15 protein-coding genes are annotated in these 16964 nt (G+C 46.0%); 7 read left to right on the top strand and 8 right to left on the bottom strand.

Going from position 1 to position 16964, the window contains the following annotated elements; translation table 11 throughout:
- Positions 1–221: 221 nt before the first annotated feature.
- Positions 222–683 carry a YhcH/YjgK/YiaL family protein gene (locus ACVBIL_RS19785; protein WP_447168653.1) on the top strand — a complete coding sequence of 154 codons (462 nt, stop codon included), beginning with the start codon at positions 222–224 and terminating at the stop codon, positions 681–683.
- Between the two features lie 559 nt (positions 684–1242).
- On the top strand, positions 1243–3528 hold the full coding sequence (locus tag ACVBIL_RS19780) for an aminotransferase class V-fold PLP-dependent enzyme (protein WP_447168652.1): 2286 nt from the start codon (positions 1243–1245) through the stop codon (positions 3526–3528).
- 134 nt (positions 3529–3662) lie between these two features.
- Here the strand turns inward: ACVBIL_RS19780 and mepA are convergent, their stop codons facing one another.
- From mepA to ACVBIL_RS19745, 7 genes are all read right to left on the bottom strand, one after another.
- Positions 3663–4538, bottom strand: a complete 876-nt coding sequence (mepA, locus tag ACVBIL_RS19775; protein ID WP_447168651.1) for a penicillin-insensitive murein endopeptidase — start codon at positions 4536–4538, stop codon at positions 3663–3665.
- Between the two features lie 683 nt (positions 4539–5221).
- Positions 5222–8449: an efflux RND transporter permease subunit gene (locus ACVBIL_RS19770; RefSeq protein ID WP_447168650.1), complete on the bottom strand. Its 3228-nt coding sequence runs from the start codon at positions 8447–8449 to the stop codon at positions 5222–5224.
- Positions 8450–8461: 12 nt separating this feature from the next.
- Positions 8462–9838 (bottom strand): efflux RND transporter periplasmic adaptor subunit, encoded by a 1377-nt coding sequence (locus ACVBIL_RS19765; RefSeq protein ID WP_447168649.1) that lies wholly within the window; start codon positions 9836–9838, stop codon positions 8462–8464.
- A gap of 11 nt (positions 9839–9849) precedes the next feature.
- Positions 9850–11172 carry a TolC family protein gene (locus ACVBIL_RS19760; RefSeq protein ID WP_447168648.1) on the bottom strand — a complete coding sequence of 441 codons (1323 nt, stop codon included), beginning with the start codon at positions 11170–11172 and terminating at the stop codon, positions 9850–9852.
- Between the two features lie 285 nt (positions 11173–11457).
- Positions 11458–11859: a hypothetical protein gene (locus tag ACVBIL_RS19755; RefSeq protein WP_447168654.1), complete on the bottom strand. Its 402-nt coding sequence runs from the start codon at positions 11857–11859 to the stop codon at positions 11458–11460.
- A 189-nt stretch (positions 11860–12048) separates the two neighbouring features.
- The gene (locus ACVBIL_RS19750) at positions 12049–12225 is read right to left on the bottom strand and encodes a DUF3012 domain-containing protein (RefSeq protein ID WP_447168647.1); all 177 of its coding nucleotides are present in this window, start codon (positions 12223–12225) and stop codon (positions 12049–12051) included.
- A 55-nt stretch (positions 12226–12280) separates the two neighbouring features.
- The gene (locus ACVBIL_RS19745; protein ID WP_447168646.1) at positions 12281–12646 is read right to left on the bottom strand and encodes an STAS/SEC14 domain-containing protein; all 366 of its coding nucleotides are present in this window, start codon (positions 12644–12646) and stop codon (positions 12281–12283) included.
- A 179-nt stretch (positions 12647–12825) separates the two neighbouring features.
- Here ACVBIL_RS19745 and arfB point away from each other — a divergent pair, with 179 nt between their 5' ends.
- The 5 genes from arfB (at position 12826) to ACVBIL_RS19720 (ending at position 15499) form a co-directional block, all read left to right on the top strand.
- Entirely contained in the window at positions 12826–13248 is a 423-nt protein-coding gene (gene arfB, locus ACVBIL_RS19740; protein WP_447168645.1) for an alternative ribosome rescue aminoacyl-tRNA hydrolase ArfB, read from the top strand.
- A 161-nt stretch (positions 13249–13409) separates the two neighbouring features.
- Complete coding sequence (aroQ, locus tag ACVBIL_RS19735) at positions 13410–13862, top strand: type II 3-dehydroquinate dehydratase (protein ID WP_447168644.1); 453 nt, start codon at positions 13410–13412, stop codon at positions 13860–13862.
- Between the two features lie 14 nt (positions 13863–13876).
- Positions 13877–14329: an acetyl-CoA carboxylase biotin carboxyl carrier protein gene (gene accB, locus ACVBIL_RS19730; protein WP_447168643.1), complete on the top strand. Its 453-nt coding sequence runs from the start codon at positions 13877–13879 to the stop codon at positions 14327–14329.
- 35 nt (positions 14330–14364) lie between these two features.
- Positions 14365–15027: an SDR family NAD(P)-dependent oxidoreductase gene (locus ACVBIL_RS19725; RefSeq protein WP_447168642.1), complete on the top strand. Its 663-nt coding sequence runs from the start codon at positions 14365–14367 to the stop codon at positions 15025–15027.
- 118 nt (positions 15028–15145) lie between these two features.
- The gene (locus tag ACVBIL_RS19720; RefSeq protein ID WP_447168641.1) at positions 15146–15499 is read left to right on the top strand and encodes a hypothetical protein; all 354 of its coding nucleotides are present in this window, start codon (positions 15146–15148) and stop codon (positions 15497–15499) included.
- Positions 15500–15501: 2 nt separating this feature from the next.
- Here the strand turns inward: ACVBIL_RS19720 and ACVBIL_RS19715 are convergent, their stop codons facing one another.
- Positions 15502–16128: a DsbA family protein gene (locus ACVBIL_RS19715; RefSeq protein ID WP_447168640.1), complete on the bottom strand. Its 627-nt coding sequence runs from the start codon at positions 16126–16128 to the stop codon at positions 15502–15504.
- Between the last annotated feature and the right edge of the window lie 836 nt (positions 16129–16964).

Here is a 16964-nt window from a genome sequence, read left to right as displayed (position 1 = left end):
CTGGTATAGACTAAGTTAACTCTGGTATAGACTAAGTTAACTCTGGTATAGACTAAGTTAACTCTGGTATAGACTAAATTAACTCTGGTATAGACTAAGTTCATTCTTGTATCGCCTAAGTTAAGTAAGCGCTACACTTGCCAAACTAAACGGCACGCTTATAGGCGTGCCTTTGTCTAACTAATTTTTTGGTCAATACTGGCCAACTATGAGCACACACCATGATTGTTGATACATTAGCAAACCGCGAAATCTACTGCGCTATAAATCCACGTATTGCAATAGCCCTCGAACACCTTGCTACAACCGATTTTAGTCAGGTTAAAGCGGGAAAATATGAACTGGATGGCAAAAACCTGTTCGTGATTGTTAATGACTATCAAACTCTGCCTAAAGAGCAACAGGCCTTTGAAGTCCACCAGCAATATATTGATGTGCAATTTGTCGTTAGCGGTGAAGAAGAGTTTGGTTACTTGCCATTGGCGGCGCAGTCACCGTCTAAAGCCTATTTTGCTGAACACGACTTTGCAGGCTACGACTATGAATCAAATAAGCATGACGCTGCATTTATCCCGTTAAAGGCTGGCATGTTTGCACTATTTTTCCCTGGTGATATCCATATGCCAGGCGCAGGAGATACTGCTAGCCAAGTCAGAAAAGTGGTCATTAAAGTCAAAGTCTAACCGCCCTACTTTCTATACCCAAGCTACTTCAAGATGCTCGTTTCAGCGAGAATTTATTGGCTACTAACCAAGGCGCAGATTTGTAAGCATAGTCGCTCTACGTTAAAAATCGGCAACGCAGAGTAGAAGCCAATAAAACTCGCCCTTCGGGAGTGACTCAGCGTATCTACTTCTGTGTCAAATAAGTTTAAAAGGGAATGCCATTCCAGCACTCATTTTCCTTGAATTAAACACGCTGAGATCACTCTGAATCCTGCATCTTGAGGTCACTTGGGTATATACATCCAAAGATGCCAATATCGATAAGTAGCCTAGGTTAAGTCCACCCGAGTAGATGCTCTATTCTAGAAAGCGCCATACAGGCGCTTTTTATTTCTTTAACCGTTTACCGCTCCTCTCTTTCTGCTCACAATCTCTTGCCACCGTGAACCTTTATTTGCAAAAACGTGACCTTGATCATTATTGTTAAGCTGCTAATATAGCCACTTAGAATTAGTTATACCAAAAAAGAATATAAAGATTCAAACAATACAATAATAAAAACAAAGAGCCTTGAATAATGAATAGTCACAATGAGTTAAGCCAAATCTATCTTGATGCCAACGCAACGACGCCAGTGTTGCCTGAAGCCGCAAGCGCTGCGTTATCAGCCATGGAGACTCTATTTGGTAACCCGAGTAGCAGCCATATTACCGGACTAAAAGCCAAAAATTTGATGGAGCAAACTCGGCGACGCGCTCAGGCTTTACTGGGAAGTGGTGACGGAAAACTCATTTTTACTAGCGGGGCAACAGAGGGGATCCAAACCGCTATCCTATCGGCGCTACTTGCAGCGAAACCGCAGATCCAAATAGGACAAACCTACAGCGTGCTCTATGGCGCAACTGAGCATAAAGCGGTACCTGAGTCTCTCAAGCATTGGCTAAAAGTGCTAGATATAGCCGCAGAAGTAACAGCCATTCCAGTCGATCGATTCGGCTTACTCGATCATGATTTTATTCGCCAACATGCACCAAATGCGCTGATGGTCTGCACCATGGCGGTCAATAATGAAACGGGTGTATATCAAGACCTCAAGCAACTAGAGCACACCATTCGTAGTGCGAACCCCGCCACGTTCTGGATGGTCGACTGCGTGCAAGCACTGGGCAAAACATCACTAAACCTAGAGCAAACCAGCATAGATTACGCCCCCTTTAGTGGTCACAAACTCTATGCACCGAAAGGGATCGGCTTTGTCTATATTCGTGAAGGTGCGCCTTTCACGCCCTTTATTGCAGGTGGAGGACAAGAGAGTGGCTTACGTTCAGGCACTGAAAACTTACCTGGCATGGCAGCGCTTAACGTGATTTTTAATATGTTACTGCGCACACAAGACTCAGCTTTTAGTGACGGTAAGGCGTTACAGAGATATCGACAACAGCTTGCCGATACTTTAACGGAGTGCTTCCCACGGATAGTATTTAATAATAGTTTTAAGCACAGCGTGCCTACGACGATCAATTTTGCAGTGCCCGGTTTTAGCAGCAAAGAGATTATGGACCTCTTTGATGCCGCCAACATTCGAGTCAGCTCAGGCTCGGCTTGTAGCTCTAAAGTCACTCGTAGCTTTGTGCTCGATGCCATGGGCCTTCCCGCTTGGCAAAGTGAGTCAGCCATTCGCATGTCGTTCGGTCCAGCGATGACCCAAGCCGAGGTCAACATGGCTTGTGAACGGATCCAGACGGCATCGCAAGCCTTAACCAAAAGCTGTTTAATCCTCGACCAAAACCAACAGGTTACAGATAAGGCAGAGCTTGATGGTTTATTACAGCTACGTTCTGGTGCAAGCTGCACTTGGGTCTATGTCGATAGCGCCAGTAAGCAGGCACTGATTATCGACCCGCTACCAGAACTACAGCAAAGGCTCGATACACTGCTGCAGTGCCAGCAACTCACCCCAGTTGCTATTATCGACACCCACGGACATGCAGATCATGTTTCAGGGCGTGAAGTCTTGGCTAACCGTTACTTAGCCGAGCAAGATAGCGATATATTAGGCTGGCCGTATCAGAGTCAAACCCTCGAGTATTTAGATGCTCAGTATGAGGCGATTACGATTGGCGCACTGCAATTAGTTAAAGTCCCTACACCTGGGCACACTAGCGATAGCATTAGTTTGCTACTTTGCCCAACAGATTTAGAGATTCAAAATAGCCTGCAACAGGCTAAATATGCATTCTGTGGTGATACCATCTTGATGGGCAGTCTAGGTCGAACCAATTTTGACTCTAGCTCAAGCTCTGCGCTATTTCGCAGCCTTAAACTGCTCAATAAAACTATCTGTCCTGATACGCTAATTTGTGCCAGCCACGATTACAATAATGAATTTACCACCAATCTCACAGCCGAAGTCGCCCGCAACCCCTTACTCAATGCCGTGCTCTTAGAGCAAATTTCAGAGGCTGACTTTATCGCCCGTAAAACACTATTAGATAGCCATCTTAATGATGACGTCGGCACCGAGATCATGTGCGGCGCCTTTGTAGACGATTGCGATAAATCTGCCATTAGAGAATATGACGGTCAAAGTTTGGCGACTGCAATGGCGGGTAATCACCAGATGCAGATCATCGACATTCGAGAACCTCATGAATATGCCCTTAATCACTCACAACAATCGAGTCAAAATGTGCCTTTAACCCGTCTGGTACAATTTATCCAAGAGCATCAACACCAAAAAGACAAACCTTGGGTACTTGTATGTCGTAGCGGTAGCCGCTCTATGATCGCCGCACAGGCGATGCACAGATTAGGCTTTGCACATATCTCTCACCTCAAAGGTGGTTATGCACTGTGTCATTAGCGGTAACTTTTTAGGCACTACATTCTTTAGTCACAGCCCTTAAGTGTCAGGCCTTAATATTGGTATTATTAAAAAAGCCCCTTGCAGATAACTGCTAGGGGCTTTTTACACTCAGATGAAAACAGCAATAGCAGCTATTTTGCCGCCACCATTACCGAGCACTGTTTAGGTTTGACCTTAACTTTTTTCTTCTTTTGCTTAGGCTTAGTCTCAGGATTTTTGGCTTTAACCACCTGAGTTTGAGTTAATTGTTGCCTCCACCATCCCAGCTCACCACAGCCATTACCGCTGGGGATCTTAGCCTGATCACGACAAAAAGGATTATCTTTGGGGCAACTTAGTCTCACGTGCATATGATAAGTATGCCCCCACCAAGGACGCACCTTTGCTAGCCAAGCATCATTGCTTAAGCCTAAATTACACAAGTGCTGTTTAATTACCGGACTGACAAAAACCCTTGCGACACGCTCATCCTCTGAGGCCAGTTTTAGCATTTGAGTCTGTGCGTTAGACCATAGCTGGGTATTGAGTTTGAACTGTTTTTTATTGACGAGCTTAAGTGGTGAGGGCTGCTCTCGTTCGACTTCGCTCAGCGTTTCGCTGGTTTGCTTAAGCCAAATATCCACATCAAGTCCTATCTGATGGCTGCTATGGCCTTGGGTAAAGTTACCTCCCCTTGGCATCGACATATCAGCAACCAGAATATCACTGAATCCTTGCTGATTAAGCCTGGCTGAATAATCTTCAATAAATGCAATCAACCTGGGGTGGCCGTAATATCTCTGCCTCATAGTACGGATAACTTGATAGCCTCGCCCCATTAACGGCAACGCTTTAGCCCCTTTTAAACAGCCATTGGCATAACTCCCTATCGCACTGGCTTGACTACCATAAGTGGTATTAACCGCCTCCCATGGATTAGCGACGACGGTAGGGACATAAGCAAGGCTCGCGCCCACCAATAAACATCCCCGTAGCCAATAGTTCGAGATTTGCTTAGTTACTGACATCCTTTTCACGCCTAACAAACGACTCACCATGGTAGCTCCCATATCATCCCCATATCGCCCGACAAATAGCCCAACAAATTTCGACCTTCATTAAAGCGTAGCTGAAATTGATTAACGCCTTGCGTCACTATGATGAAAACATCAGTCTAAGTCGGTTATACCAATCGGTATCACAAGGTGATCGACTCAGTGTGTTTTTGGCGAACTAATTCAAGGCGGATGGATGATGGAATGCTTGTTTCCTTGCGAAGTCATTTAACGCAAAAGCCAGAGGCCGCATGCAATCCTTGCAGGCGAGATGTCGCCTATCACTGCATAGCGTTTTTTACTGTTTTAATCAAACTCATGAATATGAGTATCTGCCGTCTGAATTCCCCCATAATAAAATAGTTAAAAAAAAGCGGAGCAATCCTGCTCCGCGAACTAAATCTGCCAGCCATGCTGGCACTTTATTCATTAAGATGGTTAGGCATAACCGCAAGCTAAGTTGTAACTCGCCCCTTAATGATTAAAGTACAATTTTTAAGACTCGCAAACCGTAGCCAAAAAACAAGAAAGAGACGTAATGGCAGACTAATGCGTTACGCATACTCTCAAGCTCCCTCAACTGTCCTTAGTAAAGAAGTAATACGGTAAAAATTTGTACCAACCTCCGCCGCTCAAATGAGCGGCGGAGGTTTAAACTATGACTTACGCCCTTGATATAACCAACGATAAAGCGTCGGTAAAACGAGCAAGGTCAGCGCAGTCGAGCTAAATAGACCACCAATAATCACCACGGCTAATGGCTGCTGGATCTCACTGCCGACACCCGATGAGATCAGAATTGGGATCAAGCCTAGCGCCGAAGTCAGAGCCGTCATCAGTACTGGACGTAAACGACCAACCGTACCTTCGTAAACCGCATCATAGAGCGACTCTTCCGTTTCTTCTTCAACACTGGCTCGACGCTGATTGATTGAATCGACCAATACCACCCCGTTCAGTACCGCCACACCAAATAGCGTGATAAAACCAATAGAGCTAGGCACTGACAGATAAGTACCACTGGCAAATAGCGCGACAACACCACCAATCAAAGCTAGGGGTACGTTAGCCATGATCAAGCCCACTTGCTTTACTGAACCAAATGAGAAATAAAGTAGTAGCGCAATCAATGCGATAGAAATTGGCACAACTAACATGAGCTTTTGCTGCGCACGCTGCTGGTTCTCATACTGGCCGCCTACAACAACAGTGTAGCCAGCGGGTAGTCCAGCCTGAGGCACTATGGCATATATGTCATTAACCACAGAGCCCATATCGCGATCGGCAACGTTAGCCTGCACCACAACGCGGCGTTGCACATCGTCACGGCGAATGTTTGGTGGCGCCATCTCAATCACCACATCGGCAACTTCACCAAGACGAACAGTCGCGCCACTGACGCCTGTTAGCAGTAAGTTTTCTAATGCATCAGGAGAGCTGCGATATTGCTCGGCTAAACGGACATAAATGTCGTAACGTGCATTACCATCGATGACTTGGCCTGCACTGCCGCCGCCAATACCTTGGCTAACTAACGCCATGATTTCATCAACACTGATACCATATCGTGCCAATTGATCACGCTTAGGGCGCACCACTAGCTGAGCTTCACCACTTACCTGCTCTAATGATACGTCTACAGCACCTGGGATCTGTGAGACTAAATCTGTCAGCACTTGGCCACGCTCAGACAACACATCTAAGTCTGGCCCAAAGATCTTAATCGCTAACTGCGCTTTAACGCCTGATAGTAATTCATCAACACGAGTCGCAATCGGCTGCGAGAAGGTAAATAGCAGACCAGGATAGACGTTAAGTTTCTCCTCCATCTTACGTTGCAATTCAAAACGATTTGCCGCGCTTTCCCACTCATCAACTGGCTTCAAACCGATATAGATCTCGATGTTATTCACCGGCTCCGGATCGCCACCCAGTTCAGCGGCGCCAATACGGCTTAGAGCATAATTAACTTCAGGGAACTCAAGTAGCAATGCTTCAAGCTTTGGAGCAACATCTAAAGATGTCCCCAAGCTTGCTGTTGGTGCCAACGTCACACGTAGGTTGATAGTGCCCTCTTCAAGCTCAGGCACAAATTCGGTACCCAATCTTGGTAACAACATCATACTCATGGCAAACATAACGACTGCTGCGATAACCACTACTTTAGGGTTGCCCATAGTGGCTGTTAGCAGCTTACGGTAAACAGACTCTATTGGCTTAAGTACCGCACTTTCACGTAAAACAACGCCACGTTTAAATAGGTATACCGCAAGCGCTGGTACCGCGATCAAAGCCACCAACAATGCCGATATCATCGCCAGAATAATACTCATAGCCATCGGCTGGAATAGCTTGCCTTCGACCCCTTCTAGAGCAAACAGTGGCGCAAATACGACAATGATAATCGCAGTTGCGAAGAAGATTGGACTACACACCTCTTTAGCCGCCAGCATGACGCGCATAGCAATACCGCCACTAGCCTCATCGTGAACGCTATTTTGAGTACCATCTTCATCGCTATGGTAAGGGTTCGCCTCACCTGATGCTCGCTGTTGTGCATTGGCTAAATGGCGTCTGTCTGGCTGAGTAAGATGCTTGAAGATGTTCTCCACCATCACCACTGAGCCATCCACCAGCATACCAATCGCCACGGCTAAACCACCTAGCGACATCAAGTTTGCAGACATGCCAAAATAAGACATCACCAACAGTGCAAGACCGATAGAGACCGGAATAGACAAGAGTACTAGCATAGTCGCGCGAATATTGACCAAAAACAGGGCCAAAATCACCACGATAAACATAAATGCCATCACTAAGGCATCACGCACGGTTGTTACAGCTTGATTCACGAGATCAGATTGGTCATAGAAGACTTCAAACGACACACCATCGGGTAGCGCTTGCTCAATCATTGCGGTGCGTTCACTAATATCGTCGATTGTCTCTTTAGTGTTTGCGCCCATACGTTTAAGCACAACACCTGCAACCACTTCACCTAGATTTTGAGCGTTACCCGCCTCATCACGGCGTGTCATGGTCACCGCGCCTACACGGATCTCACTGCCGTAATCGACCTTGGCAATATCGCCAACACGCACTGGCGTACCCGCCACTTCGGTCAGAGGTATTTGTGCGATGGCTTTAAGGCCTGCGTCACCTGCGGGTAATAAACCATAACCACGCACTACGAGCTGCTCTTGGCCTTGGTCCATAAACCAGCCACCCGCGTTACGGTTATTGCTCTCTAACGCGCTAGTAACTTGCGCCATAGATAAGCCATAACTCATGAGTTTGTTTGGCTCAACTTGCACTTGGTACTGACGCACATCACCACCAAACGATAAAACCTCAGTCACGCCGCCCACAGGCATCATGATAAGTTTTACCATGTAGTCGTTGATACTACGCAGCTCAGCAGCATTCACTCCAGACTCTGGTGTGGCGCGCAAAATATATTGATAGATCTGTCCAAGACCCGAGGTATTCGGACCAATTTCAGGCACTCCGACCCCATCAGGGATCATCTCGCGCGCAGCCTGTAACTGCTCAAACACCTGCTGGCGTGCGAAATAAATATCCGTGCCTTCAGCAAAGACCACCGTCACAATCGACAAGCCTGTTCGTGAAAGAGATCGCACTTCAGTCACTGCTGGTAAGGCATACATCGCCGACTCAACTGGGTAACTGATCAGCTTTTCAACTTCTTCAGCCGCTAAACCTTCAGCAGCAGTATTCACCGTTACCTGAACGTTAGTCACGTCAGGAAAAGCATCTAGATTGAGTTTTGGTAACATAGCGATACTGGCAATAACTAAGCCAATTAGCGCAAGCACGACCATCAGACGGTTGCGAATAGCAACGTCTATGAGTTTTTGTAACATCGCGGCAGCCTCTTAGTGATTGTGGATATCGAAACCAGATTTCGCTTGTTCTGATGCGAGGAAAAACGCACCTGAAACAACAACCTGAGCATCTTTCGCCAACCCACGAACTAAGTTCATGCCACGCTGACGCTCAACCACTTCAATCTCTAGTGCTTCGAAACCTTCTAGGCCTTGAATAAACACCTGCCAGTGACCATCACTACTGCGAGTTAATGCCGAATCAGGCAAAATCACCCCGCCTTTTGAAGTATCAGGAAGATACAGTTCGGCAAATTGACCTGCGTGCAATACATGACCTGCATTTTCAAATGCCACTAAGATCTGCTCTGTACGAGTCACGCTATCAAGTTCATGCGAGCGACCAATAATGGTGCCCTCTAAACTCTTATCACCCACTTTCACCACGGTTTTACTACCAATACTGACTTTTTCAGCTTGCACTGGTGTCAACTCAGCCTCTACCCAAAGGTGTGACTCATCAGTTAACTGCATTAGCGCTGTACCTGCAGGTATAATTTGACCTAACATGGCGATATCTTGCTGAACACGGCCGCTAATTGGCGCAATCAACTGATAACTGCCGATAGTTTCTGGTGCATTAGCTAAGGCTTTAATCTGTGCTGGTGTCATCTTCATCGCTTCTAACGTGGCGCGCTTAAGCTCGGCATCCACTTGAGCTTGCAAGCGACGACTCGCGCTGACAGCGCTAGCACTCATGCGCTTCACTCGGCTCCACTCAGCGGCAGCGTTAATATAATCCGCTTGCGCCTGCGCGACTGCAACACCACCCAATGTCAGTAAGACATCGCCTTGAGTGACTTCTTGCCCAGGAACAACGCTTCTTTTTAATATGCGAACATCGACCTGAGGAGCAATGGTGACGGTTCTGTCTCGATCCACCACCAAGGTCGCTGTGGCGACCGCTTCTAGACTAAAGGTTTGCTCACTCAATTGAGCGACTTCAATCTTTGCCAATGCCAATTGCGCAGCAGTCAGCTCGATACCGTGAGCTTCTTCCGCTTCTTCTGCACCATGGCCGTGGCCGTCGTCTTTTAGCTCTTCTGCATCGTGATCATGACCATCATCTTGTGGCTTCGCTTGGTCAGCGTCGTGATCATGACTGTCACCATGGGCGTTGGCTTCTTCGGCGTTATGCTCGTGAGCATCATCTTGTATTTTCAGCAAAGTGATCTCTTCAGCACCGTGATCATGGTCATCGCCGGCGGTCGCAATTGTCGGCAATACAAACGCTGTGGTTAATGACATCAACAAGCCAAAGCTCATTGCACGAGTAATTGTATTTAGTCCGAATACGTTAGATTTTACAGTGCTGTTCATATTGTTAAGCATCACTTGTTGTACCCTTGAAGTATTTGTCGTTTTCATCATCTAGACCTTTATCTCTTCTGCTCAAGTGCTACCGCATTGGCACCTTGAGTTGATAGCTGACTATTGAGGTAGCCTTCCAATTGCCCACTTGCTCCCATCCAACTAAGCCAGCTTTCATACAGGGCTGACTCGAGCGTTAAACCTGCTATATAGCTGCTGCTCATCTGCCTTTGGCCTTGTAGGTAATCGCTAGTATTGATGTCGCCTGTTTGCCACTGTTGTGACAATGACTGGGCAGCCTTAGCTCCAGAAGTTAGCACCAGTTCACTCCAATCTTGATAGCGCTCTGTTAGCCTTGGAAGACTTAATGAAAACTGTTTTTGTTGCTGTAACAACACGCGTTCCTCACCAAGATAGGTTTGTTCTGCAATCACAATACCTTGATTCGCGACAGCGATTGCCTCGCTATAGTTATTTCTGAACTGCAGGGGAATGGACACGCCAACACCGAATTTATTCTCATCACCTTCACGCTCAGCGCTAAGACTAATACTCGGGTCAGCACTACCATCTGCCTTTGCTTGTTCAGCGGCAACTTTGGCAACGAGCACTTGCTGGTAAGCACTTTTAAGTGCTGGCAGCTCAGGTGATATCTCTAAACGACTTGCTTGTAGAGTCAATGCATTAATGAAGTCTTCAAACGGCAGTTCAAATTCACCAAATAGAGCCAATACAGCTCCATCTGCAACAATTGATGCTTGCTCAGCTAAAGCGTATTCAGCAGCATTATTAGCCACATCAAGTTGCATTAACTGCAGTTCCACACTCGACATATCGCCCACTTCGGTACGCTGACGCGCAATATCGAGTTGCCCCTTAGCCAGTTTGAACTGCTGTTTTTGGAACTCCAACACCTTGCGAGCTTGGTTTTGGTTAGTTAACGCTTGTAATCTATCGGCTAGCATTTGATTGCGTTCTAGCGTGATAGTAGACAGTACAATTTCACTTTCAAGCTGTGCGATACGAGTCGCAACTCCACGCTTATCACCCCAATCGACAGTCTGACTGATCTCTAGGCTATAAGTGTCATCGGTGGCATTTTGGTAGCCAAGACCAAGCTCTGGGTTATAAACAGCCTTATCTGACGCAGCAATGCTTAATTGCGCCTGTTGCTGACGCGCGGTCTGGGCTTGCACTTCAGGCAAGCTATTAAAGCGTTGCATCACTTGAGGAAGCCAGTGATTAAACTGCCCCATATTAGCTGTAGTGGCGCCAATCTGCGCTTGGGACATCTGCTCGCCAGCTTGTGACTCGCTACTCCCAGCCTGCGCCGTCATAGCTGAACAGGCCAATAGGCTTAGCTGCAGACTGGCGATTATCGTTTTTTTCATCGCGGATCCTATCTCCCCGGCTGGGCGCCCATAAGGCCAATAACACTCAGCGGATATAGACGCTGTGCGTGATTAGCGGGATGCGGTTAGCTCGGGTGTAAATCGATATTAGTCAGCATGGATCCGGTTACCTATCCCACGTTGACCTAATGAATATCAAGTCAATCACCGGATATGGCAAGATCCATACAGTAATTTGATAAAGATTTGGCGAAGTGAAAATAGGCTACACAGCTTATGCTGCTATAGGTGAAAATCACCTAGCCGAATTTCAACCCCGATAGGTTAAACGATTGGAGGACGGTAATCTGGACGTTGTTCTGGAGGTAAATACTGCGCATCGATGCTGTTTAACTCATCGCTCACAGGTATAGATGGCACCATAGAGACGATTGACATTGCTGTCACATGACCACCGTGACAAGGGCAATCAAGACATAACTCAAAGCTTTTCGATTCGGTTTTACTGACCGTATGGCTATGTTGAGTCTCATCAGCATTAACTTCTTGCTGTTCGATTGAGCAGCTACAGTCTACACATTGAGCGAACGTCGTAACATCGGCAATAAACTCAAGATGGGGGTGCGGCGCACTTTCTTCTTCGTGATCTCCTAAATGTAACTGGTGCGCGCCCAAATTGCCGCCTGCAAATTGCAGTACAACAACGGCGATCAGCACAGCTGCCATTTTATAAAGAGATTGAGGAGTAAATAGACGCAAACTTCACCTAGTGATTTGGTTTATAAAGCTAACAATAAACGTATTGTAGCGATTAAGACCCGCATGATAGCGCAAAGTTCACTTCAAACAAGATATTATCTAGCACTTAGTGAACTTGCTCTCGTTTTCAATGCGAGTCAGTTAACCTATTGATATTTACTTAAATACACAGTGCTTAGCGTAATCAGCTGCTTCATTAGCAGTCCAGTCTCCAGAGGGTTTTTCTTTCATCTGCTTACACCAAGCTTCACTGCCTACTTCAGGAGAACATGCACTAAGCCCGAATACCAAAGCACAAACTAATGAGAGACCTGATAGTTTAGATAAAGACATTTTAAATCCTTCTATTAAAAGCGGTAATAATTACTGTTGGCCGATTATAGCAAGATTAATTGCCCGTACGTGCCGCAATCCATTCAGTAGCCAACTGTTTTTGCTCCAGTGGATACCAAGCCACTTCACCTTGCATAAATGGCCCCATAAGCCTTACCGCATTACCAAACCAGTCTGGGCCACCGACAAGCACTAACGCATCAAAATTTGGTAACTGTACTTCACCGCTTCCAGTTAACGATTGCTGCTGCCAGCCTTCGAGTAAAACATCGGCTTCTACGTAGATACAGACCTTACCGCTGGTATCGCGATAACTCTCAATGAGTGGCTGCATGATCTGACCGTAATCTTTGGTAGATAAGCGACCACTGGCAAATAAACTGATCACGCCCTTAGCAATATCGGGGATCTTACACAGCATACATCGGCTCCGTAATTCTAATAATGAGTTACTGATTGCTTGATAATAGCAAACCCGCCGTGAAGGAAAAGCGCACTGTGCCCTTATTTCGGCTAAAAGTCTGTTAATATTGAGTAAAGGATTAAGAGCCTACGCCTAGTTCCGCGTCAGGTAAACCACCAATTAATAGGCGCAGCGCTTTGGCAACGATAAAAATATCAAATTCAGTATCGATTCAAGACAGCGAACTCGAGTGGCAATTTATTCGCTCAAGTGGCGCTGGCGGCCAACACCTCAATAAAGTGTCAACGGCTGCGCAACTCATTTTTGATATCAAAAGCTCTTCATTACCAGAGTATTATCAACAGTGCTTACTCTGCAAGGCTGATCATCGTATTACTAAAAGCGGTAAAATCATCATTAAATGTCAGCAAAGTCGTAGTCAGGATTTTAATCGCCAAACTGCACTTGAGCAGTTTGTTGTCTTAGTAGCCAGCGTTAATGCTGTGCAGAAAAAACGCATTGCAACCAAACCGACCAAAGGTAGCCAACGTCGCCGAGTAGATACAAAAAAACAGAAAGGGGCCACCAAAGCCCTCAGACAAAATAAGTCTAACTTTTAACCCTTGAGCCAGAGTCGAGAAAGGTGAGTCGAGATGAGAAATACTCACAAACTTTAGCTATATCTCTACAATGTTCGACAAGCAGCAGTTTTTTTGTTGAAATCAACGCTATAAGCGCATACTAATCTGCGTTCACAACAATGTATTCCAAGGGAATTGTCATGAGCAGCCAAGCAAAAATCTTATTAGTTAATGGTCCTAATTTAAATTTACTCGGACGCCGTGAACCAGGACATTATGGCCATCATACGTTAGATCAAATTGTCGATGAGCTGAAGCAGAGTGCAACCCAATCCGGTGTGCAGTTAGAGCATATTCAATCGAATGCCGAACACGTACTGATTGAAGCCATTCACAACAGCGATGCCGACATGGTGATTATCAACCCCGCCGCCTTTACCCATACCAGTGTGGCCCTTAGAGATGCGCTGCTTGGGGTCGCCATTCCATTTATTGAAGTTCACTTATCAAATGTACATAGTCGTGAGCCATTCCGTCACCACTCTTACTTTTCCGATAAAGCGATTGGTGTTATCTGCGGCTTAGGCGCTCAGGGGTACCAATTTGCACTGCAAGCCGCTATTACACGTTTAAGCGCCACCGAAAAATATTAAGGTCATCCCAGCTCATGGATATTCGTAAAATAAAAAAATTGATCGAGTTAGTGCAAGAGTCTGATATTGCAGAACTTGAAATTAAAGAAGGTGAAGAGTCGGTACGCATTTGTCGCCACAGCCCTGTACCGATGCAAGCAAACATGCAAGCTTTTCTCGCACCAGCAAGCAGTGTCGCAGCAGCAACGCCACGCCCAATAAGCTCAGAGCACGCTGATGTTGAAAATAACGAAGCACATCAACTGTTATCGCCTATGGTTGGTATCGTTTACCTCAACGATAAACATAGCCAACAGCCACTTTGCACTGTAGGTCAAAGCATTCAGGTTGGAGACGTGGTTTGTACTATCGAAGCCATGACGATGAACAATCGAATCACCGCTGACAAAACGGGCGTCATTAGCGCCATTTTAGTCGATGACGGTCAACATATCGACTTCGAACAAGCCATATTGGAAGTTGAGTAACGAGATAACCACAACAGCATTTAATAAGGACCTCTATGATACTCATTACCGGTGCTAGCAGCGGATTAGGTGCGGCACTCGCTCAACAATATAGTGAACAGAGCGCTGTTTTTGTTAGCGGCCGTAATGCAGAGCGTTTACAGCAAGTCACTAGTAATACTCATCAGCCTTGTCAGTCTAGGGTTGCTGACTTATGCGATGCCAGCGAAGTAGAAGCCCTGTTCGACTCCCTGCCACAAACGCCCTCGATGATTGTGCACTGCGCCGGCAGTGGCTACTTTGGTCCTATAGAGACCCAATCACCAGAGGCCATTCAAGCACTACTCAATAACAACGTCACCTCTGCAATATTCTTACTACGCGAAGCCGTTAAACGCTATAAAGATCAAGCAGTGACCGTGGTTATTGTCATGTCGACCGCGGCATTAGTGGCTAAAGCAGAAGAGTCGACTTACTGTGCAGCAAAATGGGCCGTCAAAGGCTTGGTCGAATCCGTGCGGTTAGAGCTTAAAAAGAGTCCGATGAAATTGATTGCTGTCTACCCAGGCGGCATGGACACTGACTTTTGGGCTACGACAGGAAGAGATACCAACACCAGCAGCTTTATGAGCGCAGATGAAGCCGCAGGCATGCTGAAACAAGCTTTACAAAGCACAGTTCATGGTTATATTGCTGATATTACTATCGCTCGCGGTTAAGCCTAATAATAGCGGTGCATATTCACCGCTAAATTAAATGAAATAATCCCAAGGTTTTCTATACTTAGCGAACCTAAGATCAAACGAGCTTGACCTAGAGTCACGATAAGGAAAGTGGATGCGAACCTATTTACTATTTCTGGCGTTTTCGACTTTATGCCTTTTTATCGGCTACCACTCTTACTTCTTTATAATGCCGAGCGTAGAAGTCATCAATCAATCAGGGCAAATATTGACCCGAGTTGAAGTTAGCCTCCCCAGCAACAACTTAGTATTTGATAATATTGCCCCGACACAAACTAGCCGCATTCATTACAATACAGATCAAGCTGACGGGGACTATGCATATCGCATTCGTCTTTCATCGGGAGAATACATCAATGGCCGCTGCGGTTACGTTACTCACGACCAATATATGAAAGTCCTAGAGTTGACCATAGACAGCGACGATAAAGTAAGCTGTGTTGAATAAATTTATTCACTAAGTAATGCGGCGATCTGCTTGTAGCTGCTCTGAATATTTTGATAATCAATTTCAATCGAGTACAACTCGCCATTGACCAGCAAAACTAATGAGGGAAAACCTTGAATTGGTAAATGTCTGGTGCGGCTAATCTCTTCCTCTAACTTAGCGTTAGTGGCTTGGCTCATCAACGCCGTTGCAAACTGAGTACTATCAAGCCCCAATTTCTTAGCTAGCTCGATTAGTATCGCGTTATCAGAGGGGTTCTTCGCCTCTAAATAGTAAGCCCTTTGGATGGCGAGCAACATCTCTTTTTCAAGCCCGTGCTCTCTAGCCAGTATAGCGGCACGGCACGCAGGATAAGTCGAACGACGAGGCTGACACTGTTGCCAAAAATCGTAATTAAATTCAGCGCCTAACTCCAAAGCAATTCTCTTCCACGTTTGTTGCAAATATTGCTGCATCTCCTCTGGCATAGGCTCATCACTATCTGGGGCTAAACCACCTAATCGATACTCAATATTGAGCTCAGGGTAATTTGTCTGCAACTTTACTCGTAGCAACAACCAGGTCTGCCTATAACCCCAACACCAACTGCACATTGGGTCGTAAACATAATAAAGAATTGCCAAGTTCATGAAATGATTGCTCCTCAGTCCGTTTGAGGACTTATAGACTACCTAGTAAGATAAAAATGTCTAGCCATACCGACGCCTCCATCAATATATTTTGAAGTAATATTCTATGTGAGCAATGAGACAAAGTATGAAAAGCTAATCTATTGAACTGCGACCCACAAGAATGTGTGAGCGTCGATTATGCACAACTATATCAATGTAGGAGGTTTAGCAATCTAGGGCACCTCGATGCTTGATCTTCAAAAATGGTATTTATGCATGCTTAAGTGAATAAGCCACCTTAACGGATAGCGACATTTTAGATGAGTAAGCGTTCATTACTTTAAAAACGTCCAAACGTAAAAAAGCCCATTGCGTTAGCAACGGGCTTTATCGCTTCTCTTTCAAGAATACGGTTTTGTCTTCACTTTTACAAAAGTGAAAATAAAAGTGGCGCCTGGAAATGACCAAATCGGTTCGCGCAGCGAACACATGGGGGGCGGAGAGGTTGCGTTTACGTACGAAGTGCATTGCAATTTTGTAGCGCGTAGCTGCAAGCTGCGGAGCAAGGCACATAAATGTGCCGAATGCCAGAAACGTATGGATGCAGTTTCTGGCCAAGCTTAGCGGCGGGCGACCGTCAAGGCCTTTCCTTGGCATCCATGCCACCAAGGCATTTGTTAATCCTAAACATCAGATGGCGGAAGTGTCGATTATGCAGGATGCAATTATCAACCTCCACATGGTTATTGAGCCTCACGACGTTCGGTCTTTCTATTTCCCCATGTTCGAGTGGTCAATTCTCATAATAAAGAGGCCAGACAAAAACGAAAAAAGCCCGTTGCGTTAGCAACGGG

It is taken from the genome of Shewanella sp. 125m-7 (genome assembly GCF_052977045.1).
Note: the sequence above shows the minus strand (reverse complement) of the source record. Positions and strands in the feature narration are given on the sequence as shown.